The organism is Enterococcus faecalis (assembly GCF_029024925.1).
Lineage (GTDB): Bacteria > Bacillota > Bacilli > Lactobacillales > Enterococcaceae > Enterococcus > Enterococcus faecalis.
This window is the reverse complement of record NZ_CP118962.1, coordinates 1,169,627-1,194,520: the sequence shown is the minus strand read 5'-3', so window position 1 is coordinate 1,194,520 and position 24,894 is coordinate 1,169,627. Positions and strand designations below refer to the sequence as shown.

18 protein-coding genes and 2 pseudogenes are annotated in these 24,894 nt (G+C 35.7%); 8 read left to right on the top strand and 12 right to left on the bottom strand.

The genetic code is table 11. From position 1 onward, the window contains the following. Positions 1-16: 16 nt before the first annotated feature. The gene (locus tag PYW42_RS05920; protein ID WP_002389026.1) at positions 17-1,783 is read right to left on the bottom strand and encodes a glycoside hydrolase family 13 protein; all 1,767 of its coding nucleotides are present in this window, start codon (positions 1,781-1,783) and stop codon (positions 17-19) included. 259 nt (positions 1,784-2,042) lie between these two features. Here PYW42_RS05920 and PYW42_RS05915 point away from each other — a divergent pair, with 259 nt between their 5' ends. The 3 genes from PYW42_RS05915 (at position 2,043) to PYW42_RS05905 (ending at position 5,589) form a co-directional block, all read left to right on the top strand. Continuing rightward, positions 2,043-3,293, top strand: coding sequence for an extracellular solute-binding protein (locus PYW42_RS05915; protein WP_002382263.1), 1,251 nt, complete (start codon positions 2,043-2,045; stop codon positions 3,291-3,293). Positions 3,294-3,378: 85 nt separating this feature from the next. Further along, a complete protein-coding gene (locus PYW42_RS05910; protein WP_002357775.1) occupies positions 3,379-4,722 on the top strand; it encodes a carbohydrate ABC transporter permease in 1,344 nt (447 codons plus the stop codon). A 3-nt stretch (positions 4,723-4,725) separates the two neighbouring features. Next, complete coding sequence (locus PYW42_RS05905; protein WP_002360454.1) at positions 4,726-5,589, top strand: sugar ABC transporter permease; 864 nt, start codon at positions 4,726-4,728, stop codon at positions 5,587-5,589. Positions 5,590-5,626: 37 nt separating this feature from the next. Here PYW42_RS05905 and PYW42_RS05900 read toward each other — a convergent pair whose 3' ends face one another. Then, positions 5,627-6,136: a MarR family winged helix-turn-helix transcriptional regulator gene (locus PYW42_RS05900; protein ID WP_002365578.1), complete on the bottom strand. Its 510-nt coding sequence runs from the start codon at positions 6,134-6,136 to the stop codon at positions 5,627-5,629. A gap of 124 nt (positions 6,137-6,260) precedes the next feature. Here PYW42_RS05900 and PYW42_RS05895 point away from each other — a divergent pair, with 124 nt between their 5' ends. From PYW42_RS05895 to PYW42_RS05885, 3 genes are all read left to right on the top strand, one after another. Beyond that, positions 6,261-8,600, top strand: a complete 2,340-nt coding sequence (locus PYW42_RS05895) for an ABC transporter ATP-binding protein/permease (RefSeq protein WP_002360456.1) — start codon at positions 6,261-6,263, stop codon at positions 8,598-8,600. Positions 8,601-8,718: 118 nt separating this feature from the next. Next, entirely contained in the window at positions 8,719-9,219 is a 501-nt protein-coding gene (gene camE, locus PYW42_RS05890; protein ID WP_002355961.1) for a plasmid sex pheromone cAM373 precursor, read from the top strand. Positions 9,220-9,415: 196 nt separating this feature from the next. Beyond that, complete coding sequence (locus PYW42_RS05885) at positions 9,416-9,877, top strand: hypothetical protein (protein ID WP_002388803.1); 462 nt, start codon at positions 9,416-9,418, stop codon at positions 9,875-9,877. A gap of 42 nt (positions 9,878-9,919) precedes the next feature. Here the strand turns inward: PYW42_RS05885 and trxB are convergent, their stop codons facing one another. Both trxB and PYW42_RS05875 read right to left on the bottom strand, forming a co-directional pair. After that, positions 9,920-10,834: a thioredoxin-disulfide reductase gene (gene trxB / locus PYW42_RS05880; RefSeq protein ID WP_002357780.1), complete on the bottom strand. Its 915-nt coding sequence runs from the start codon at positions 10,832-10,834 to the stop codon at positions 9,920-9,922. 178 nt (positions 10,835-11,012) lie between these two features. Continuing rightward, positions 11,013-11,435 (bottom strand): cupin domain-containing protein, encoded by a 423-nt coding sequence (locus PYW42_RS05875; RefSeq protein WP_002388871.1) that lies wholly within the window; start codon positions 11,433-11,435, stop codon positions 11,013-11,015. A gap of 574 nt (positions 11,436-12,009) precedes the next feature. On the opposite strand from PYW42_RS05875, the gene PYW42_RS05870 reads away from it, so the two are divergent. Together PYW42_RS05870 and PYW42_RS05865 are read left to right on the top strand one after the other, a co-directional pair. Further along, positions 12,010-12,714, top strand: coding sequence for a LytR/AlgR family response regulator transcription factor (locus PYW42_RS05870; RefSeq protein ID WP_002399975.1), 705 nt, complete (start codon positions 12,010-12,012; stop codon positions 12,712-12,714). Beyond that, on the top strand, positions 12,714-14,024 hold the full coding sequence (locus PYW42_RS05865; RefSeq protein WP_002388830.1) for a sensor histidine kinase: 1,311 nt from the start codon (positions 12,714-12,716) through the stop codon (positions 14,022-14,024). The genes PYW42_RS05870 and PYW42_RS05865 overlap by 1 nt, the downstream gene beginning before the upstream one ends. A gap of 21 nt (positions 14,025-14,045) precedes the next feature. On the opposite strand, the gene PYW42_RS14150 is transcribed toward PYW42_RS05865, so the two are convergent. From PYW42_RS14150 to PYW42_RS05830, 8 genes and pseudogenes are all read right to left on the bottom strand, one after another. Next, positions 14,046-14,780, bottom strand: coding sequence for a hypothetical protein (locus tag PYW42_RS14150; RefSeq protein WP_002382255.1), 735 nt, complete (start codon positions 14,778-14,780; stop codon positions 14,046-14,048). Next, positions 14,752-15,466: pseudogene (locus PYW42_RS05860) on the bottom strand (ATP-binding cassette domain-containing protein). Before PYW42_RS05860 ends, PYW42_RS14150 begins: the two are co-directional and overlap by 29 nt. Before the next feature lie 8 nt (positions 15,467-15,474). Then, on the bottom strand, positions 15,475-16,233 hold the full coding sequence (locus tag PYW42_RS05855; protein WP_002388867.1) for an ABC transporter permease: 759 nt from the start codon (positions 16,231-16,233) through the stop codon (positions 15,475-15,477). Then, on the bottom strand, positions 16,211-17,155 hold the full coding sequence (locus PYW42_RS05850) for an ABC transporter ATP-binding protein (RefSeq protein WP_002388944.1): 945 nt from the start codon (positions 17,153-17,155) through the stop codon (positions 16,211-16,213). The genes PYW42_RS05855 and PYW42_RS05850 overlap by 23 nt, the downstream gene beginning before the upstream one ends. A gap of 22 nt (positions 17,156-17,177) precedes the next feature. Further along, a complete protein-coding gene (locus PYW42_RS05845; RefSeq protein WP_002363835.1) occupies positions 17,178-18,050 on the bottom strand; it encodes a hypothetical protein in 873 nt (290 codons plus the stop codon). Continuing rightward, positions 18,014-19,011 (bottom strand): annotated as a pseudogene (locus PYW42_RS05840) (ThiF family adenylyltransferase). Before PYW42_RS05840 ends, PYW42_RS05845 begins: the two are co-directional and overlap by 37 nt. A gap of 659 nt (positions 19,012-19,670) precedes the next feature. Then, complete coding sequence (locus PYW42_RS05835; RefSeq protein ID WP_002357800.1) at positions 19,671-20,378, bottom strand: GntR family transcriptional regulator; 708 nt, start codon at positions 20,376-20,378, stop codon at positions 19,671-19,673. A 205-nt stretch (positions 20,379-20,583) separates the two neighbouring features. Further along, positions 20,584-24,831, bottom strand: a complete 4,248-nt coding sequence (locus PYW42_RS05830; RefSeq protein ID WP_002410008.1) for a 2-hydroxyacyl-CoA dehydratase — start codon at positions 24,829-24,831, stop codon at positions 20,584-20,586. Between the last annotated feature and the right edge of the window lie 63 nt (positions 24,832-24,894).

Genomic DNA, 24,894 nt, shown 5'->3' with positions numbered 1-24,894 from the left:
TTCCTTTGCTTAATTATTATGCTTGATATAAAAGAAAACCTTTTGGTAAAACCATTATCTGTTCTGAAGCAATTTCGATAAAAGAACTTAGCAAAACTTCTCGATCAGTTCTATCGACAAATTGTGTCTCTTGGCCAGTATTAAAAATCCCATAGATCGTTTGTTCCTCCAAACGACAAGCGAGTCTAATCAACCCCGTTTCAAAAGAAGTGCCTGTCCAATCGATTGTTCCACCAGAAAAAACAGCCGCATACTTTTTGCGAAGGGCAATCAATGATTTTACAAATTCCTTCAAATCCAAATCTTGCTGATTTTCCTCCCAAACCATACAACGACGACAATCAGGATCCATATCACCTGTCATACCAATTTCATCACCATAGTAAAGACAAGGGACGCCTGGTTGAATATACGTAAACGCTAATACTTGGCGCATCAGCTCTTTATCCTCTTTCGTTTCATGCAATAAGCGTGGTGTATCGTGGGAATCTAAAACATTAAACTGCATTTGATTCGTTTGTTGTCGATAGAGCATTAACTGGTTGTTCATTTCAGAAAGCATCTTTTCCAAGGACAGTTCTTGCTTGACAAAGTAGCCCATAATCGCATCTGTGTATGCATAATTCATCACTGCATGAAATTCGTCTCCTTGGAGCCAGCTTTGCGACGAGTGCCAAATTTCTCCTAAAATATAAAAATCTTCTTTTGCGTCATCACATGTTTGCCGGAATTTTTTCCAGAACGCATGATCCACTTCGTTTGCCACATCTAAACGCCAGGCGTCAATATCATATTCCTCAATCCAATAACGAGCAATTTCTAAAAGATAGGCTTGCACTTCTGGATTTGCTGTATTTAATTTAGGCATATGCGGAGTGAATGCAAAAGTATCATAGGTAATGTTGCTTGCTTCTTCAAAATCAGCACTTTCTTCATAGCTAGCTGGAAACTCATTTACGTGGAACCAATCGGCATAAATTGAGTCCTGGCCATTTTTTAACACATCTTGCCATTGAGGCGAAGTGTCCCCCATATGATTAAAAACGGCGTCCAACATAATCTTAATGCCCCGTCGATGACACTCTTCGACTAAACGCTTAAAGGTAGCGCCATCACCAAAAGCTGGGTCAATTTTTAAATAATCAATCGTATCATATTTGTGATTAGAAAACGCTTCAAAAATTGGGCAAAAATATAAGCCGTTAACACCTAAATCTTCAATGTAATCAAGATGATCTAGCACCCCTTGCAAATCCCCACCAAAAAAATCTTGTCGATCTGGTCTTTTAGATCCCCACGGCAACGTCCCTTCAGGATCATTCGCGGGATCACCATTTGCAAAACGCTCTGGAAATATTTGATACCAAACCGTTTCTTTTACCCATTCAGGTGCTTTAAAACGATCGATTTCATGAAAATACGGCATCCGAAAATAATTATTCGCCATCGCTAAATACTTTTCTTCTAAAGGATAAATGCCGTGTTCGCCATAAAACGCCGTCAAGCCATCCGTCCCTACTAAAGTAAAAGCATATGAAAGGCGTTTAAATTTTGCACTTAATGCAATAAACCAGTAATCATATAACTCCGTAGATACTAACTTCTTCATTGTTAACGACTGTTGGTACCACTTTTCTTTCCCTAAAAGATAAGGATCTCCTTGCACTAATTGGACAGAGGCAATGTCGCCTTTTGCCGTACGCAAACGAATATGCATGGTTTCTTCTGTATAAAGATAAGCAAATTCACTTTCTGGACGATGGTAGATTGCAGCAGTGTTCATTTAATTCTCTCCTTTAATTGTCGCTTTTCGTGTATTTTCTAATACTCGAACACATTTTAGCGCAAACGATTGCATTTGTATACCCTTTTTTATTTTTTTATTTAAAATGCTCAATTAGTGGTATACACCACTTTAAATAAACAGTATGTTATTTATAACAAAAAAACTTTTTTAACTTTCTCGATGAAAAACACTTGATTATTTCCGCAATCGGTTGCATAATAAGACTTGTAAAAAATAATTTTTGGAGGGTTCAAAAATGAAAGCGAATTGGAAAAAGATTTTAATGGGCGGTATCCTTTTAAGTGCTTCCGCGGTTTTACTTACTGCCTGTGGTGGCGCAGAAAAAACGAAAGCTGAAAATGAAAGCGGTTCAGCAAATAAAGCAGCTGGTGACGTAAAATTATGGGTTGATACTGAATATATGGGCGTCTTTAAAAAAGTTGTCGCCGATTTTGAAAAAGAAAACCCCGATATTAAAGTTAACTTAACTGCTGGAAATTCGGCAGATGCTAAAAAAGACATTGCAAAAGATCCTAAAGCTGCCGCAGATGTTTTCATGATGCCACATGATCAAATTGGTCAAATGGCAGAAGCTGGTCTGATTTATCCTAACACAAAATATGAAAAAGAAGTCAAAGAAAACAATATCGACTCAGCAGTTGCAGGGGTCACTTGGAAAGACAAAGTCTATGCCTACCCTTATGCCGTAGAGTCACAAGTTCTTTATTATAACAAAGATACGTATTCTCCAGAGGAAATCAAAACTTGGAAGTCTTTAACTGAAAAAGGCAAAATCGGTACCAATTTTGGCGAAGATGGCGCAAATTATATCTTCGGTCCTCTATTTATGAGTAACGGCGATTACTTATATGGTGAAAATGGCGAAGATCCGAAAGGTACCAACTTTAACAACCAACAAGGTATAGAAGTATTACAATGGATTGCCGATCAAAAAAATAATCCTGGTGTGATCCAATCAAATACAGAAGCATTGTCTAATCTAGGTTCTGGCAAAACGGATGCCTTCCTTTCTGGTCCTTGGTCTAAAAACGATGTAGAAAAAGCTCTTGGCGACAAAATGGGGGCTGCTGCCTATCCAACCATTGATTTTGGCAATGGAGAAAAACAAATGAAAGCTTTCTTGGGCGTTCGTAGTTTTGCTGTCAACCAACAAACACAAGCACCATTGGCCGCAATGACATTAGCAAACTATTTAACCAGTGAAAAAGCACAAATGACTTACTTCAAAGAAATCGGCTTTGTCCCTTCAAACAAAAAATTACAAACAAACGAAGAAATCACACAAGATACTGTTGCAAAAGCTATCTTAGAAATGGCGCAACCAACCCACTCTGTGGTAATGCCAAAAATCCCAGAAATCGTTTCATTCTGGCCTGCGATGGATGCAGTGATCAATGATACGTACAAAGGCAATATCAAACCTGCGGATTATCAAGCAAAATTAGATAAATTAGTCCAAGACACATCAAAAGAAGCAAAAGAATAAAAAGAGTAAAGAAATGGGACGAGCTTCAATCTGCTGTCCCATTTCCTCTATCTTTTTTATTTAAGTAGAAAGTGAGTGAACGAAGATGTTCAAGAAAAAGAAAGCCCAGACGTCATTTCGAGAGGTCTTTAAAAAAGGCGACTTCGCTACAAAACTATCTTTTTTAGTTATGGGTGCTGCAAACTTCGCCAACAAGCAGTGGTTAAAGGGAATCATCTTTTTAACAGCTGAAATTGGCTTTATCTATTGGTTAATCCGTAATGGTTTCCATGCATTAATGATGCTAGGAACACTAGGGACCCAACAGCAAGGATTAGTATATGATGATTCTTTAGGGATTGAAGTTCTAAAAGAAGGCGATAATTCAATGCTCTTATTATTATTCGGAATTGCAGCAATTTTAGTCTGTTTATCGCTAATCATTTTATATGTAATCAATTTAAAAAGCGCCCGTCACCTATATGAATTAAAGACAGCCGGCAAAAAAATTCCAACAACTATGGATGATTTACGTAGCTTGTTAAACGAACGTTTCCATGCAACTTTAATGACGATCCCCTTACTAGGCGTTCTTTTCTTTACCATCTTGCCGTTGTTATATATGATTTCAATTGCCTTTACCAACTACGACCATAACCATTTGCCACCGAAAAACCTTTTTACTTGGGTTGGATTGGCAAATCTAGGCAATGTAATCACAGGCGATATGGCTTCAACGTTCTTTCCAGTACTTGGCTGGACCTTGATTTGGGCTGTTTTCGCAACCGCAACTTGTTTCTTTTTTGGAATCATTTTAGCCTTGCTTATCAATACAAAAGGCTTAAAATATAAAGCGTTTTGGCGGACTATTTTTGTTATCACGATGGCCGTACCTCCGTTTGTTTCACTTTTAATTATGCGAAACCTCTTAAATGGTTCCGGACCTATCAATGCTCTGTTGTTAAACTGGGGCTTAATCGATTCTTCTATCCCCTTCTTAACAGATCCGAATTGGGCAAAATTAACCATTATTGTTGTCAATATGTGGATTGGTATTCCTGCTACGATGTTAATCTCTACAGGGATTATCCAAAATCTTCCTGAAGATCAAATCGAAGCAGCTAGAATTGACGGTGCCAATAAATGGCAAATTTTTAAAAGTATTACATTTCCACAAATTCTATTTGTGATGACCCCGGCGCTGATTCAACAGTTTATTGGCAACATCAATAACTTCAATGTCATTTATCTATTAACAGGCGGTGGGCCAGCCAATTCTAACTTCTACGGTGCAGGCTCAACTGACCTTTTAGTTACCTGGCTATACAAATTGACTGTCGATACAATGGATTACAATTTAGCCTCTGTGATTGGTATTTTAATCTTCATTCTCTCCGCAGTCTTCAGTTTAATTGCCTATACACGGACGAATTCATTTAAGGAGGCGTAACTTATGGCTAAAGCAAAAAGTTACCAGAAAAAACAACGCACTGCACTTACCAGCGTTTACATCATTCTAACCATTTTAGCAGTTTTTTGGATGTTCCCCATTGTGTGGATTATCTTAACAAGTTTTCGTGGCGAAGGCGGTGCATTTGTTCCCTATATCATTCCCAAAACATTCACTTTAGAAAATTATAAAGTATTATTAACAAATCAGACTGGCAACTTCCCCTTTGTCCGTTGGTTTTTGAACACCTTGTTCGTCTCCATCGCAAGCTGTCTGTTATCAACTTTTATTACAATCGCAATGGCTTATGCGCTGTCACGGTTGCGTTTCCGCTTAAGAAAACCATTTTTAAAAGTGGCGCTCGTTTTAAATATGTTCCCTGGTTTTATGAGCATGATTGCCGTTTACTATATTTTAAAAGCCTTAAATTTAACTGAAAGTTTATTCGCTTTAATTCTGGTTTACTCTGCAGGCTCGGCGCTAGGTTTTTACATCGCCAAAGGTTTCTTCGATACCATTCCGATGGCTTTAGACGAATCGGCTATGATTGACGGTGCCAACAAGTGGCAAATTTTCACAAAAATTACGTTGCCATTGTCGAAACCAATTATTGTCTATACTTCTTTAACCGCCTTCATGGGCCCTTGGATGGATTTTATTTTCGCAAAAGTTATTATGGGTGATAAAGTTGAAAATTACACCGTTGCGATTGGTCTCTTTTCGATGATGACCAAATCAACAGCCAATTCACTATTCATGGCTTTTACAGCAGGATGTGTGCTAATTGCCATTCCAATTACTATTTTATTTATATTAATGCAACGTTTCTATGTAGAAGGCGTGACTTCTGGCTCTGTCAAAGGCTAGAAAAAACATCGTTTGGTTTATAGCCAAACGATGTTTTTTATTTTTTGGCGTTGTTTTCCTTACACGTTTTTCTTCGTAGCGCTTGATAATTGGACAAAATTTTCATGACCGCCAAAAAGTGTTGATTGACCTCTTGATAATCCTCTAAGGAAAGAACACTAAGCGTTTCAGATAGTTGCTGTTTTACTTGATTTTCTTTTTGCTTAAAGAGCTTCTCGCCTTCTTTTGTTGTATAAACATTAACCACGCGGCGATTTTCTTGATTATGGCGACGTTGAACAATCGCTCGTTCTTCTAACCCCGCAATAGAGCGACTCACTTGAACTTTCGACGTTCCTACTTGGTTGGCTAACTCTGTCATACTGATTCCTTCATTCGTTGCCACAATTAATAAAATTAACATGTCTAACTTGGTTAATTTTAGATCCTCCAAGTCTAGGTCTTTAAAAAGCAATTGGCTCATATATGAAAAAATTTCAGTAAAGACACTAATATCTAAATTTGATGAATGCTTCTCTTTATCCATATGTTCTCCCTCGTTTCCCACCTAGTGTATACTAAATTCACTTGATTATCAAATGGTAATGATTGATTTTTGTTAACTATTATGTTACGTTATACACTAACTTAAGGTTGTATTGTTGATAAATTGGAAGAAGGATGCGAAAAATATGCTAGAACTCAAAGAGATAAAAAAATATTATACTGTCGGCGGAACGACCACTAAAGCTTTAGATGGCGTCTCTGTCGCTTTTCGAAAACAAGAATTTGTAGCCATTCTGGGTCCCAGCGGCTCTGGTAAAACGACGATGTTGAATGTGATTGGCGGATTGGACAATTACGATTCTGGTGACTTAATCATTAACGGCAAATCAACAAAAAATTTTAAAGAAGCCGATTGGGATGCTTATCGGAATAACTCAATTGGTTTTATTTTTCAAAGTTACAACTTAATTAGTCATCAAGGGATTTTGGATAATGTCGAGCTTGGTATGACACTGAGTGGTATTTCAAAAGCAGAAAGACGCCAAAAAGCCGAAGATGCACTCATCCGTGTCGGTTTGAAGGACCATATCCATAAAAAACCTTCCCAATTATCTGGCGGTCAAATGCAACGGGTTGCCATTGCTCGCGCTTTAGCTAATGATCCCGATATTTTACTTTGTGATGAACCAACTGGTGCATTGGATTCAGAAACCAGTCTGCAAATTATGGCACTTATCCAAGAACTTTCGAAAGAAAAATTAGTCATTATGGTGACCCACAATCCTGAATTAGCTCATGAATACGCTGATCGAATTATTGAATTTTCAGATGGCCAAATTCGGCATGACTCGCGTCCTCATATTGAACATGAAAAAAAAGAACCTTTCGAATTGAAACGCACCAAAATGAAATTCACGACTGCGCTGCGTTTATCTTTTAATAATATCCGCACTAAAAAAGGGCGAACTTTTTTAACCGCCTTTGCTTCAAGTATCGGAATTATCAGTATTGCGATTGTCCTTTCTCTTTCAACAGGATTCCAGAAACAAATTGATAAAACTCAGTCGGAAACGTTAGCGCAATTTCCGATTACCATTTCTAAAATAGCGACAGATCAAGATCCAGAAAGTTTCAACAATCAGGACAAAAAAGGCACCTTCCCGAAAGAAAAAGAAGTGACTGCTAAAATTAGCGATGCAGACCGTGCGCAACACACGAATTTAATTGATCAAAAGTTTATTGACTATGTCAATCACATTGATCCTGAATTAAGTAATAATATCGGCTATACTCGTCTAGTCAATATGAACCTATTAAGAGAAATCAACGGGAAAGCACAAGCTGTCAAATTTTCAAACGATGCACCCGACGGCCAATCAAACGCGATGGCTTCTATGATGGCTGCCCAAACTGGCGTCGGCGTTTCTGCTTTTCCTAAACAACTAGAAAATGGAAAAAACAATTTCTTAAAAGACAATTACTCGTTGCTTGAAGGAAATTATCCAGAAAAAGAAACCGATGTCGTTTTAATCGTCGATAGTAACAATACCACCAATATTAATGCTTTAAAAAATCTTGGCTTTGACGTGAAAGACAATCAAAAGATTGCCTTTTCAGACATTGTTGGCACAAAAATGAAATTAGCCAATAATAATGCATTTTACACCAAATTACCGACAGGCAACTTCATTCCTAACCAAGATTTGCAAGCTGTTTACGATAATCCAGAAAATACCGAATTAACAATTTCAGGGATTTTGAGAATTAAAGATTCTTCAACAATGAATCTATTAGCACCTGGAATTGCTTATAGCGATGCACTTTCAACTAATATGATTGCCAAAAACAAAACCTCTGACATTGTTAAAGCGCAAGAAGCCAGCAACACTAACGTTATGACTAACGAAACATTAGATGCTTCCGCGAAAGAAAACCTGTTGTCTTATTTAGGAGCGAACGAAATCCCTTCAAGTATTATGATTTATCCAAACGATTTCAAATCAAAAGATAAAATTCTTGATTATTTAGATGCTTATAACAAAGGAAAAGATAAAAAAGACCAAATCATCTATTCTGATTTAGCTGGAACAATGACCCGCTTAACAGGTGGTTTAATGGATGCCATCACCTATGTGCTGATTGCATTTGCTGGGATTTCCCTTGTTACAAGTATGATTATGATTGGGATTATCACCTATACTTCTGTCATTGAGCGGACCAAAGAAATCGGTATTCTGAAAGCGTTAGGAGCTCGTAAAAAAGATATTACCCGGGTGTTCGATGCCGAAACTGCTATTTTAGGCGTTGCCTCTGGTATTCTTGGTGTTGTGATTGCCTTTCTCGCAACATTTCCGATCAATGCAGTGCTCTATAACCTGACTGATTTAGAAAATGTTGCCACCTTAAATCCAATTCACGGAATTATTTTGATTGTAATTAGCACAATCTTAACCATGATTGGTGGCCATATTCCTGCCCGAATGGCAGCGAAAAAAGATGCGGCAGTTGCTTTACGTGCAGAATAAATAACAAAAAATAATCCTTTAATTTCTCTTAAAGGATTATTTTTTGTTTGTAATTTTTATAAAACCACCGTATACTAAATGATTGTGAATGCTTAATAAAAAGAAACGAGGTAATTTCATGTTAAAAAAACCATTTTTACTATTTTTTTCACTTTTAGGAGCTATTTTTATTTTAGCTAGTTGTGGCATAGGAAAAGATGCTGTCACAGATACTAAGTACAAAGTTAGTTTGCAGCAAGCTGCTGAAATCTACGAAAAAGAAGCTGGCAACAGCAAACCATTAGTAAATGTCCAATTTGATACAGAACCAGCAAGTGACTACAGCTATATCTTTACCAACGAGACAGAAACACTTTACGTGAATCCTGAAACAGGAAAAGTCACCAAAAATACTGAAGCAAATCAACTTGGCGAAAACGAGACAGCCTTTTCAGCTGCTGAAGTCAAAGAATTAGGCGCTGTTAACGACGTTTTAGCCAAAGCAAAAAAAGAAGTTGGAGGACTTTCTCCACGTATTTTGACTTGGAAGTTAACCAAAAATAACAATAAACTTGTTTATACAGTAGATGTTAAAACAACTACGGCAGATGAAAAAGTTACCTTAGATGCCAATAAATAAGCACAAGCGTATAACTTATCACGAAATAACCAAATCTTAAAATACTCTTTGGGACAGAACCTACGCATTCGGAAACCTTAACATTTTCTGAAGCCGATCGTTCTGTCCCAATTTCATTCTTTTAAGTAATAATAATTGTTCGTTACCCCTGCTACCGTTATACTTAGTTTAAAAGAAAAGATGGGAGTATCAATTCATGGTTTATACAGTTGATTTTAAAGAAGTAGCCACTATTGGTTTAGAAAGTTCACCAGTGGCACTTGCCCTTGCTGGACTAAGAGCGAATGAAGCTCGCTATTTTTGGAATAAATACAAACATCGCTTTACGACCGTCCCTGCCTCTGAAGCTCCAGAAACATTGGCCTGGATTGAAAAAATTTTATTGGAACGAGCGTTACATTTCTTTTACAAGCCACTTGAAATTTCTTCTTTCACTTTAGATGGCATAAAAATGGCCTATGTATTTTATGAAAACGGCTTAGCAGTTAACGTGATGTACACATTAGCCGAGGAAGGCAAACGTGCCGTTGGGTTTAAACTTTCAGATGGTATGGCAATTCCTGCAGAATTTGAAGGAAAATTCAAATTTGCTCGTCAAAAATCAAAATTAGCTGGAACCATTCGCGGCTCTTATTTTGTCATTAAAGGAACCTATTAAAAAAATGCTTTTGCCCTTATTATTAAAGGCAAAAGCATTTTTTTATTTTAATTCTTCAATATAGTTAAATACTTGTTGTCCAGCAATACCGCCTTCACCGACCGCTGTCGTGATTTGACGCAATGTTTTTTCACGGACATCACCAATGGCATAAACACCAGGAATTTTTGTTCTCATTTCTTGGTCTGTTTCAATCCAACCAGCCTCATTCGTAATACCAGCTTTCTTAAATGGTTCTGTTAATGGATCTAGCCCCACGTAAATGAACACGCCGTTTGCTTCAATTTCAGAAACTTCATCTGTTTTGACATTCCGTGCTTTCACACCTGTCACGACCATTTCATTGCCAACAATTTCTTCGACAACTGTATCCCAAACAAAGGAAATCTTTTCATTTGCAAAGGCACGATCTTGAATGATTTTTTGCGCACGCAATTCATCACGACGGTGAACAATCACTACTTCAGAAGCAAATTGTGTTAAATAGATTGCTTCTTCAACTGCAGAATCGCCGCCACCAACAACTACTAAGCGTTTATTTTTAAAGAAGGCACCGTCACAAACGGCACAATAAGAAACACCACGGCCAGCAAATTCTTCTTCGCCTTTTACACCCAATTTTCGGTGTTCACAGCCTGTTGCAATAATTACCGCTTTAGCTTCATAAGATTTGTCATCACAAATCACTTCTTTATAGGATCCGTGGTCTTCGATACCCATCACAATGCCATACGCATTTTCCGTACCAAATTTTTCTACATTTTCATACATTTTATAGGCCAATTCTGGACCCATAATAGAATCAAAGCCTGGGTAATTCTCTACCTCAGCAGTGTTGTTCATTTGCCCACCAGGCGCACCGCGTTCAATCATCAATACAGAAAGATTAGACCGTGATGCATAAAGTGCTGCCGTCATCCCAGCAGGACCGGCACCAATGATAATTACATCATACATTTTATTTCCCCCAAAATTTTAAGTAAGTTTACTTTACTCCTTAAACAATTTCTTGTCTACTTTTCTGCCCTTTTTTGACATTCGGAGTAGGTGTGTCTATTACGTAAGTTATTGTACCACGGTTTTGTGTTTTCTAGGAGGGGGAAAAGAAAAGTTTAAAAATAACGATCACAACGAATCATTTATTTTTTAGAAGCCGTTGTACTGTCGCATCAGAGAATTCTTCTTTATCATTTTTTATGCATTCCTGTTGGTTTTGCCCTTGTGGAACAAAACGAAATACTGTAAATGATGCAGATAACGTATCAGGATTACTAATCCGATGAAGACTATTATACATCCGAATAAGTTCTCCTTCTGCACAAATTCTTGAAACAATTTGCTGATTTTCTACCTCTTCTATTTTCACTTTTCCCGACTGCACAAGTAAAACTTCTTCGATTTCGTGATGCTTATGCCAACCTTGCACAGTTTTTCCTGGCAAGCTATTTATATGTATTTCAAACTCTGGAAATAGAAAATAATTTACTTCTGTTCCATCTGGCTTTTTACGAAAGATGACCTCGTCTCTTGTTAAAATTTCTATATATTTCTGTAACATGGCAGGCTCCTTTTAACTTTTTTATAGCCGAAAGCTATTCTTTCAAACTAAGTTTGAAGCTACTTTCTGAAAATTCGAATTCCTTTAAATATACTTTTATTACCATTTGAAAATCACTTTTTTTAAAACAATTGACTGTTCAGTATCAATCTTCACTAATCCATCTGTTCACCAGAAAAAATATAGTATTTCCGATTATTCACGAACTTATTATTCAACTTCAAAGGAAAATCAGTCAACACACAGCCCACATATCTAACATCAGAAACACTTCTACTTTTCTCAAGTACTGCTATGGTATACATTGACCTTACTAGTAACATTATAGCATCAAGTTTTAATCATATGTAGATTTTAAAAAATTGATAGCACCCTAACAGATGTTTTCGTTGCTCATTTAATTTACATGATTATTTTTTAGATGCTAATTAAATGTTTGTCAGTAACCTGAATTTTTGATATTTTTATCCAGATTACTTATGTCGGTTTATCAGTTGTGCTAACAAAAAATGATTGTTTTTAAAGATAATTTAATTCATAATATATATAGAATGAAAAAAAGGAGGTTTTATTGTTGAAAGTTGCTATTTGTGATGACAATCCAACGTTAACCGAAAAAATAAACACGATGCTATTTAATTATAACCCAAATATATTTGAAACCTATACCTACTACAATCCTCTCAAGTTAGTCAATCAACTTGACCAAGAAAATTTTGACTTTTTTATTTTAGATATAGAAATGAGTGAAATGAGCGGAATAGACTTGGCAAAAAAAATCCGAGAACGTGATATTTTATCACCTATCGTTTTTTTGACGAGTTACAAAGAATACATGGAAGAAGTCTTCCAAGTACAAACTTTTGATTATTTATTGAAACCGCCTACGGAAGATCGGTTGCACCAAGTTTTGGAAAAACTGAGACAACAGCTAGAAAAAAAAAGAAATTACTTTGTATTTTCTAGTAACAAAGTTACTTATAAAATACCAACCAAAGATATCATTTATTTCGAAAAAGATAAAAGACAAGTATTGATTCATACAGTTGGAGAAATCTACAAACCCTATATGTCAACGAATCAGATAAACGAACAACTTGATACGAATTTTGTGCAAGTCCACTCTTCTTTCATAATAAATTGCGCTTATATAAAAGAGTTAGGAAAAAATTTCCTATTAATGGATTCTAAAGAAAAATGTATTGAAATACCAATAAGTAGGCGCTTCAAAGCCGCCGCTCATAAAAGTATAGTTATGTCCATGAGAGGAAAGATATAATGCTTGATATAACATTACGAAGCCTAAGTTTGTTAGTTTATTTATTTCTTATCTCTTATTTTTTTTCTAATTGGTCAACAGCTATTAAAAGTCATAGAGAATTTTATAATGTCATCTGGATTGTTATAATCATATCAGCCATGGTTACGATTATATTATCCAATGCTTACATACCGAACATTTATTTACCGTATCTTAACTTATTACTAAGTTTCATTTTAACTTACACTATTGCTATGCTACACTCGGTCCCTTATCTCGACTCGGCCGTATGGACAATGACACTTATATCAATAAATTTAATCTGTGAAGTATTGTCGTTACACTTTACGAAAATAATTTTAAATGCAGAATTAACATCCTATGGTAGCCCTACTTTTTTCATAACTTCAATAACAATTACAACTTTGATTGGGGTAGCCTGGATAGTCATACTTAAATTTTCAATAGTTAAAGAAGCAAAGTCTGAATTATCGACAAACTTATCATTTATTGTGATTTTATTACCTATTCCCATACTATCAATAATCATTTTATTTGGGCTTTTAATAGGAAACAACAATGACAAAATTTCTGAGATTACTATTACGATTAGTGTCATATTTTTAAACATCTGTGTAATTTTTCTTTATAAAATCACTATAGAATATCAAAAAAATCAATATGATCTTACTTTGAGAAAAAAAAATATCGAAGTGGAGTATAGAATTTTAAATGAAATAAAGAGAAACAGAACTAACGTTTTAAAATTAAAACATGATTTGAAGAATCAATACTTAACAATCCTCGGACTTATCGAAAATGAAGAAGTTAATGAAGCTATCGATTATATTAAGAGTAGTTTTGATATTTTAGAACCACCAACAAAAACTTATGCTGCCGATGGAGTATTAAACTACCTATTGAATGAAAAGCTTGCTGAAGCAAGAAAGAATCAAATTAATGTTGATCATCAGATATTTGTCTCTAAAAATATAAAAATTAATAATGACGTTCTAACTATTGTAATTGGAAATATAATTGATAACGCCATACAAGCATCGAAGAGAATCAAGCCGATTGACAGATATGTCAATATAATTATCAAGCAAGTCAATAATGATTTATTTATTGAAGTATCTAATAACTATAATTCTGAAGAAATTTTTACAAGAAAACATAGAAAAAATAAAGGTTTAGGAATGAAAAACATTGGTGATCTCTTACAACAATTAGGTGGTATTCAACGTCACTGGACGAAAGAACGTAGATATTTTGTAACTATAGTTATATTTAATGTATACAAAGGAAACAAATGCGGTGATAACTAATCAAGTAAATCACCGCATTTTTTAGTATACTTCCATGTCGCATAATTTATCAGAAAATTTCAAAAATAACCAAACAAGCATCAATCCCATAATCGTTGAAAATAGGAACGTTATAGTTGGAAAATTCATAAGACCCATAGCAGAAAAATTCGAATATATTAGCATTAGTACCACTGACGTTATTATTGAAGCAATTTCCGATTGTTTCCAAATTGAAATTATTTCTGACAATATCAAAATTACGAATAGTAGACTACAACTTGTAACTATGGTAATAAGACCAAGGTAAATTTCAAAAAATAAATTTGAACTATGAAACTTCAAAATTAAGTTAAGCAAAACCTCAGTCACAAATGAAATAAGAAGCGCACTTCCAAAGCTAGATAAGATTATCACGTAAAAAGAACTTGTTTTTTTTACGAGAAGCTCTTTTCGATCAATCGGAAAAAGAAACGTTCTATTCCGGTGATTGCCAACATAAAATCGTACAAGCTCTTTCCTTAGTAATACAGCTCCATAAATTGATATGCCGCACATAGAAACAGTGTTCGATAATGCTATAATTCCTTGAAATGACGAGATCGTATCAGCACTTTCATCAAATATTCCCACAAATGAGAAAAACATAAAAAATAACATTTGGATTACCAGTGTAATTAAGAAAACTTTAAACCAAACATTTTTAATTTTATCTAATTCATATCTATAAACATTCAATTTTGAGTCACTAATCATGTTTTCTCTTTTGTTCATCATAATACTCTTTCAACCCCTCTCTATACTCTTCTCGAATCTCAACCAATTGATTTTGGTTCTTGTACATTGCCTTTCTCTATAAATATAACGTCATCAAGAAATGTTTCCATATCTCTCAATATATGACTACTAATTATCAACACTCTATTTTCGGACAAGGTCTTAACATTCTCAATAAATAACTCTACACCATCAGGATCTAAACCGTTAAATGGCTCATCTAATAATACTAATGAAGGGTTGTGAGCTGTAGCAAGACCTAGCAAAAACCTTTGTTTCATTCCTAAAGACATCGTATTAAACTTTCTTTTTTTATTTACATTTAGACCAACATCCATTAATAGAGTCTCTATCATTAACAAATTTTTTAACTTGTAATAAAAAGCATGGTCATTGTATATATCTTCAAGCATAAATCCATTTAAACTATCTGAGTTAACAAAGTTAGTACCCACCTGCAATAATATTTTAGGGTCTGCTATTTCTACTTGCCGATTGTCTATTTTAAGTATTCCACTATCAGGTCTAAGCAAACTACATAGACATTTCATCAAAGTTGTTTTACCTGCACCATTCGGACCAACTAATCCATAAATTTTCCCTACTTCTAAATCTAATTGATCAACCTTTAAATTGAATGTATCACTTACTTTTTTATATAAATTATTTATATTTATTGTTTGCATTTTGCAATTCAGTCCCTTCTTGACAATGAAATAAGTGAAAGTAATGTAGTTAACACGAACCAAAAACAAACTACAATAATATTAGAAACATTAACAGTATTCTGTTCATAAAACAGTGATCTTATCAAATTACTCGATGGAACAAATGGTAAAAATTCAAAAAAGTTCACTAAAGCAGAAGGCAATCTATCTGTTGGATAAGTAATAGGCGAGAATAAAAGTCCACCTATCATAATTATCTGAGTTGCTAATCCTACTACATTAGGTGTTAAACAATATGCCAAAGCAAAACCTATAGAAATCATACATAATTGAATTAGACTAAGAATAGCTAGGGCCTTCATTGAGAATCTAATTTGGACATCGAATCTTAAATATGCCGCTAAAAATGACATAAACACCCCAGGTAGTGAGGCCATTCCCCAAATTATAAAGTCGGAAATTAATATGTTCAACCGAGAAACTGGCAATGTCCTTTGATAGTCCACAATGCCCTCCTGTTTTGCTGTACTTACTATTTGAGCAGCAAGAACGCACCCTACCGCAATAATCCCAAGAGTAGTTGCTCCAGATGACAGATAGATAGCTGTCTGATTATTCACATCTGGTATTAGAAGTGCTAACCCGTAGACAATTGCTAATGATAGAAATACTTGAGTTAATGTAAAAACAGGCAATAAGTATTTATGTCTTAATAAACTCCACCCTACTAAAGCAAATAATTCCTTAATCATTGATTTTCTTTTATAATTTTTTATCATTTTCATCTATTAACTCTCCATAGGTTTCATTTAAGGATTTTGGGGAAACTTTATAATTTTGAATTTTTCTTTCTATTACTAATTTCATGACCCAGTCAACTGCTTCTAACACTTGACTGTTCTCTAATTCCATTTCTATCATTAATTCCTCATCGTTTATGTTAGTCTGAATTGCACTCGGTACTATTACACTCTTCAAATCACTTAGATTAAGAAAGTTAACAGTCATATAATTTCGATCGTTTATTTTTATAGACTGTTTTTTTAAGTTCTTATCCTCAAGAACCTTTCCATGATTCATTAAAATATATCTATCAGCATATTTTTCAACTTCTAAAATATTGTGTGTGACCACGATGATTATATGCCCCTTATTAGATAATTTTTTCAGATATCTCCATATTTTTTGCCGTCTAATAGGATCCACATCATTAGTAGGTTCGTCAAGGACTATTATTGGAGAAGGATATACAACGGCCATTGCAAATGAAGCGAGCCTTCTAAGTCCGCCTGAAAGTTTCTGTCCTGGTATATCTTTCCATCCATCTATTTTTAATTCTTTTAAAATTTTAATACACTCTTCTTCAGCTATTTTCTGACTGCCTCCTCTTATTCTTATTATTGACTCGACAGATTGAGCCATCGTTATACCTGCCAAGGGAGCATGTAGTTGAGGCATCATAGAGACATATTCTCTTGCAATTTTACTATCTCTCGCAAATGATAGACCATTAAATGTTATAGAGCCCTTTGTTGATTTCGTTATACCTATAATCTGATTCAACATTGTTGTTTTACCAGCGCCGTTATGTCCAGCTATGGCAGTTATTTCACCTTTATTAAAGCGCAAATTTATATTATCATTTGCACAGCTCTCTGATTTCTTGTACTTTTTACTTAGCGAATGTAATTCTAACTGTTGATTCAAAGCAAACCTCCTATATTTAGACTTAATTAAATTGATTGATAACAGGTTGGAACCATAACCAAATTATCATTGCTAGCACACTTATACTTATTACTTTAATAATGATTAATTTCATAATTGCGACCTCTTCAAAGTAGAAAGGATTATCAACCACAAAAGAAATCAAAATGTTAATATCTGTTTTTTGTATAATGATAAATTGCCACAATATCCTTGTTATAAGTATTGATGCCGCAATAGAATTAACTCCAACACTTTTATTATTCATAATCAAAAAAACTAACAAGAATATTGCATCCGACGACATTCCAGAGGTGATCGCCGTGATTCTACCAAACCTACTCCACGTCCATACATGAGTCATAGGTATCGTAGCAACGGCTTTAACTATGTTTAAATTGATTTTCCTTGAATTCCTTGAAAATATAATGTGCATAAATTCATGAAAAGTTGTAGATACGATTGAGACAAGAATAGCAATTAGAAGAAATTTTAAAGGATTTGTAAACAAAACATTTACTGCACTTCCAAAAGGAGACCCCTTGATTACGAATAAAAATATGCTAATCGTAAACGCAACAATACCGTTAACATCAATCAGGAAAGAGGAGCTTTTAAATAAGATATTCTTAGGCTCGACAAATAGCGGCTTATAATCATCTCTCTGATCGGCTTTTTTTATCATAATTTTATTTTCAACTAATTCATTAAGTACCTCTTCTTCGATTAGTTCGGATGAATTAATTTGTCTCGCCACTTCATCACTCAACACTAATAGTTGATTTTCTTCTGATACATAAACCCAATCGCCATTGTTTAGCTTACGTTTTAACGTACGAGCTTCGGTATAGTCTCGGCCTATTTCTTCTCTTGATAATATTGAAATATTTCCCATTGGGAGACATCTCCTTTACCACAAGTTGGACATTCACTCTCAAACCTTGGCCAAGTTTTATGCGTGAACGAGTTTCCGTCCTCATAGTTAATTTCATATTGCGTTCCCAAACTTTTTGGCTCAGCATATCTTGTTACCACTCTTATTAACTCATCTATAATTGATGCTGTTAATTGAAAGATACCAGGACCATAAGCTATGGATGGGGGAGTAAATTGAATATTTCTAAAACCTACAAATTGTTCAACAAATTTAGGGTCATTTTTACTGAAGTTCAAATTCATGCAATCAAAGCATCCTGTTTTCTGGGGTATTACAGTGTATACTCTTCCTCGGCTAACCTGTGAGGCACCAAACACGCACGGCAAACCAACTTTTACAATAGCTTCATTCACAATTCTATGTATAAGGAAAGGGGGTTCATCAATAGCGCAAACAATGATATCTATTCCTTCTGTCAATTCAACAACATCATTCACATCTATTATTTTTTTATCTACAGTTTCAACGTTAATATTTGAGTTCATTTCATTAATGGCTCTTTTAGCAACTACAGTTTTCTTCTCACCAATATCTGCTTCTCTATATAGTAATTGACGACCTAAATTACTTGCTTCAACTCGGTCATAGTCCACCATTCTAATCATCTTGGGGCCAAGACCCGCTAGTAACGTTAGAATATTTGATCCTCCTCCACCAAGACCTAATAATAGTATTTTCAAGTTATTTATCTTTTCCTGAATTTCAAATCTATCATCATCAGCTTTACAGTACCTACTAAAGTAATTCACATTAGCTAAGTATCTATCTTCAATCATTCTACCAGGAAACGTCTCCTCGATTAGACCTTCATCATCATCAAATTCAATAGTGATTCCTAATTGGGCCCAACTCTAAATCTCTCTTTAGTTAATTGATATAATGGATAGATTGGTTTTATTCTGGGATATTTATACTTCATTTTTTTCACTCCTTATTAAAAAATGACGAGATATTTCTATCTCGTCTAACCGTTATTTGGTTATCAAATTAGATAATAATCCACCATGCTGTTGCATCAACTGTATCGGCTTTACGTACGTTAATTTTTTTCATTCCGCATCACTCCTTCCGCTAAACTTTTTATTGAAAAAAATAAATTTCTCTTTCAGTATATCTATATAATAACTTTGACAATCATAAGTATTATTGATTGGTAATAACTAACAATTTCAATGTAACAATTTGCAAAACAACTGCTGATTTTGCAACTATTTGATTAAAGCGTTGAACGGGTATATCTTATATTAGGTTACAGTTTAAAAAAGAAATGTAAAAAATGGACAAAAATGAACTACAGCCAAAAAAAGAATAAAAGCAAATAAACTAGCAGCTATTATAAGTTTATTTTTAACAATATTTATAGCGGGACAAACCATCTCACTTTTTTGGTATTCAGACTTGCTACTCTATTCAATATTTATTTGAATTGAGATGCTTTCACTAATTTTAATTTGAATTCTACCTGATAAGTTCATAAAAAATAACCTCCAAAAATTGTATTTTTCAGATACAACTTTTGGAGGTTAAAATATCTTACCTCAGCCTATTTCTTGGCATTTTTCCATACTTATCATTTCTCTACTTCTCTAAATAAAACTCAAATCGACTTCCTGCATACTGCGTACGAACATATTCAAAAGGTAGTCCGTTTTCAAAATAGGATACTTGGCGCACACGCAGAATCGCATCGCCGCGTTTAATCTCTAAATATTCTGCGATCTGTTCCGATGCTTGAACAGCAGAGATTGTTTGGTTAGAATGGCCAATTTTGTGGCCAGATTTGGCTTCAAGTGTTTTATAAAAAGAGTTCGTGATTTCAGATTTGCCATATTGCGAGACCAATGAATAAGGAATGCTCGCCACCTCAAAACAAATCGGAATGTCATCCGCAAAACGAATTCTTTCCATTCGTAAAATTGAATCTTCTGGACCTAGTTGTAATTTTTCCATCTCACTAGAACTAGGTTTCGCTACAAAATAAGACACCGTCCGACTAGAAGGAACGCGATTTTGAGACAAGGTAATTTCTGTAAAACTAGTGGTACCTGTCATTGTTTCTTGAACTTTCTTACGTGCTACATACGTTCCTGAACCAATTTTTCGTTCTAAAATCCCTTCGTCTGCTAAAGTCTGAATGGCTTGGCGTAAGGTCATTCGACTAACATCAAATTTCAAGGCTAATTCTCGCTCAGAGGGCAAACGATCCCCGATACTCCAGACACCTTTTTCAATATCTTCTTTGATTTTATCGTGAATTTGAATATAAATTGGTATATTTTGAACCATTTACGCTTCCTCCTCTTCGTTCATCTCCTCTTCTATTATAACTGGTATAGACCGTGTAAACAACCAAAAAATGATAAATAAAAGAGAAATTGGAATTTTTATCAAAGTTGGTCTAGTTGCATACTTTCTTTTATAACAAAAACATTTGGCTTAGTCAGTAAAAAGTGACCAAGTCAAATGTTTTTAAACGAATTTCTATTAGTTATTATCTTTTTACATTTTCTTCTTTCAACAACTTGTTCGCTGTGGCCATCATCAAACGGATTCGGTTCAACTGATTGACCAAAGATACCCCTGGATCATAATCCACCGCCGCAATATTTGCTTGCGGATATTGACGTCGTAGCTCTTTCACGACCCCTTTTCCAACAATATGGTTTGGTAAACACCCAAACGGCTGCATACAAACGATGTTATTCACCTCATGTTTTAAGAGCTCAATCATTTCAGCTGTTAAAAACCAACCTTCACCTGTATGATTACCAATTGATAAAATTTTACTTGCATCTGCTGCCATATCATAAATGGAATGAATACCATCAAAACGGACCGATTTTCTCAATGCCTTATCCATTGGTTTTTCTACCAATTCAATGATTTTTATCGCAAATTCTGCTAAACGTTTGCTTTGTTTTGACATGCCCATATTTTCGTATTTCCAAATTTGATTGTACAAAGAATAGTTCATAAAGCCAACAATATCTGGCACAACTGCTTCAGCACCTTCTTCTTCTAGCAAACGCACAATATCATTATTCGCTGTCGGCGAATATTTCACTAAAATTTCCCCGACCACACCGACTTTTGGTTTTTTTATCTCTTGTAAAGGAATTTCATCAAACGTCCGAATAATTTTTTTCATGAAGTGATTAAATTGTGTCAGCGAACCATTCCGGACATTGGCTTCCACTCTTTTTAGCCAATCTTGGTGCAGCTGATCCACCATTCCTTTTTCTGTTTCATAAGGTCTTGTTCGATAAACTACTCGTTCGAATAAGTCACCATATAAAAAGGCAACTACTAAGCGCTTGATCATTGGCAACGTAAATTTAAATCCTGGATTGGATTCGACTCCTTTATTGCCCATCGAAACTGAAACTACAGGAACTTGAGAAAAACCAGCATCATTTAAGGCTTTTCGTAATAATGGAATGTAATTCGTTGCGCGGCAACCGCCCCCTGTTTGCGTCATTAAGACACTGACATTATCCAAATCATATTGACCACTTTCCAAAGCTTCAACTAGTTGTCCGATGGAAATAATTGCTGGGTAACACGCATCATTATTGACATATTTTAACCCGACATTCACAGCTTCTTTGTCTTGCGCAGGCAAACAGACGACATGATAGCCAGAAGCTTGTAATGCTACATCGACTAATCCAGATTGATGAATCGGGCTAAGCATTGGTAACAGTAAGGTATGTGTTTTTTTCATTTGTTTTGTAAACACAATTTTCTCTGGCTCTTCCATTTGCATATGCGGAACAAACTGTTGCTTCTCCCGCTCATTGACAGCCGCCTTCAAGGAGCGCAACCGAATACGAATTGCGCCCAAATTCGCGCCTTCATCGATTTTGAGGACTGTATAAATTTTGCCAGACCGATCCATGATTTCTTCTACTTGATCGGTTGTCACAGCATCTAAGCCGCAACCAAAGGAATTCAGTTGGACAAGTTCTAAATTTTTCGTCTTAGCCACTACTTTAGCCGCCGCATATAAGCGAGAATGATAGACCCATTGATTCACCACACGTAAATTCTGCACGTCTCCAAGATGCGAGATACTGTCTTCTGTCAAGACATGGAATCCTTCCTGTGTAATGACTTCGGCAATGCCGTGATTAATCTCTGGATCCAAGTGATACGGTCGCCCCGATAAGACAATCCCTCTCTGGCCTTTTTCAGTTAACATGGCTAACGTTTCTTCGCCTTTTTCTTGAATTTCTTTTTTAAAAGCTGCTAATTCTTGATAACCATGATGTAGCGCTGTTTGAATTTCTTCTAAGGAAATCCCTAAATCAGCAAAATTTTCAGCTAAAACTTTGGCAACTGCTGCTTCATTCGCTAAATTAAGATAGGGATTTCGATAATCTACTTGGCCCTCTCTGATGGCATCCACATTATTTCGAATAACATCTGGGTAGCTTTGCACAATTGGACAATTAAAATGATTATCCGCTTCCACTGTTTCTTGCTGTTCAAAAACAACACCAGGATAAAAGATAATTGGCACTTGCGCATCAATTAATGCTTGAATATGTCCATGCGCCATTTTCGCTGGGTAACAAACCGTATCACTGGGAATCGTTTCAAGGCCTTGTTCATAGATTTGTTTATTAGAACGTGGCGATAATTCGACCCGAAAGCCCAAGTCAGTAAAAAATGTATGCCACAAAGGATAATTTTCATACATGTTTAGGACTCTAGGGATACCCAAGCGCCCACGAAACGCTTTATTTTCCCGCAAAGGTCGGTACTTAAATAACTTGCGGTACTTATAATCAACCAAATTCACTTTGCGTTCTTCTCGTTTAATTTTAATTCGTGCACCACGTTCACAGCGATTTCCCGTAATAAATTGGCGCCCATCCGAAAACACTGTGACCGTTAATTGACAATTGTTTTCACACAAGCCGCAATGAGTAAATTCCTTTTCAGAGGTAAATGCCGCTAACTCTCCTAAAGAAAGAAGCGTGGTTTCTTCCCCAATTTCATAAGCGTCCAAAGCAATCAGCGCTGCCCCATAAGCCCCCATCAAACCAGCAATAGAAGGACGAACCACTTCACGACCGCTAATTTTTTCAAAAGCTCTCAAGACCGCTTCATTGTAAAATGTTCCTCCCTGGCAGACAATCTTTTCTCCCAACTCTTCAGGTCGGCGAACCTTAATGACTTTATAAATGGCATTTTTGATGACTGAATAAGATAGTCCAGCAGAAATATCGCCGACAGAGGCCCCTTCTTTTTGAACTTGTTTCACTTTTGAGTTCATAAAAACAGTACACCGAGAACCTAAATCAACAGGCGCTTGCGATTCTAAAGCCGCCAAAGCAAAATCCTTCACATTATATTTTAAAGATTGCGCAAAGGTTTCGATAAAAGAACCGCACCCAGAAGAACAAGCTTCATTTAATTGAATCGAGGAAAGCACGCCATTTTTAATGGTCATCGCTTTCATATCTTGTCCTCCGATATCCAAAATAAAATCCACACCTGGCTGAAAATGGTTGGCTGCTTTGTAATGGGCCATCGTTTCAACTTCACCAATATCGACTTTTAACGCATTTTTTATTAGCTGTTCTCCATATCCTGTAACAGCCGCTTTTCCGATAAAAACTTCTTCAGGCAGTTGTTGATAAAGTGATTTCAGTACTGTCATGGTGGTTTCTAAAGGTTGCCCTTGGTTATTACCATAAAAAGAAAACAACAAATGGCCATCTTCATCAATCAATGTGACTTTTGTCGTTGTAGAGCCTGCATCAATCCCTAAAAAGGTCACGCCAGTATGTTGAGATAAAGGTTTCTCCTTTGCTTGGGCTTGCGCGTGTCTTTCTCGAAAATCTGCTAAATCTTCTGCGCTGTTAAATAACGGTGGTAACGTGTCGCTCGGCTGTAAATCAGTAGCCTGGCTGTTCACTAAGCGCTGAATTAATTCTTCCAATGTACATTCGGCTGCATCTTCTGAATAAAGTGCTGCTCCCATTGCTACAAACAGTTGCGGTTGTTCTGGAAAAATAACATCTTCTGGCTGAATTGCTAAGGTTTCAATAAACCGTTTTCTCAATTCTGACATGAAAAATAAGGGTCCCCCTAAAAACGCTACTTTACCTTTAATTTTGCGACCAGCAGCTAACCCGGCGATTGTTTGATTAACTACCGCTTGAAAAATACTTGCCGCGATATCTTCTTTCGCTGCTCCTTCATTGATTAAAGGTTGAACATCCGTTTTGGCAAAAACCCCACAGCGGGAAGCAATCGGATAAATAGTTTGATAATTCTTCGCCAATTCATTTACTCCATTGGCATCCGTTTTAAGTAAAACAGCCATTTGATCGATGAAGGCGCCTGTCCCACCTGCACAACTACCATTCATTCGTTGCTCTAAAGCACCATCAAAAAAAGTGATTTTTGCATCTTCTCCGCCAAGTTCAATAGCAACATCCGTTTCTGGTATTATTGTTTCAACAGTTCGTGTACACGCGATAACCTCTTGAACAAAGGGAATCCCTAATACCTCAGCCAGCCCCATACCACCAGAGCCAGTTATGCTCATTGCCACAGGTTGGTCTGCACCGATCCTTGCTAGCCCTTCTTTTAAAATGCGTTCCGTTGCTGCTTTGACATCTGAAAAATGGCGTTCATATTTTGTAAAAATAGGCTGATTTTGTTTATTTAAAAATACTAATTTTACTGTCGTTGACCCAACATCAATCCCTGCTCTCATAACCATCAATTAAAATACCCCTTCATTTCCCAACAGTTTGTTGATTATTATACAAACTGTTTGTTATAA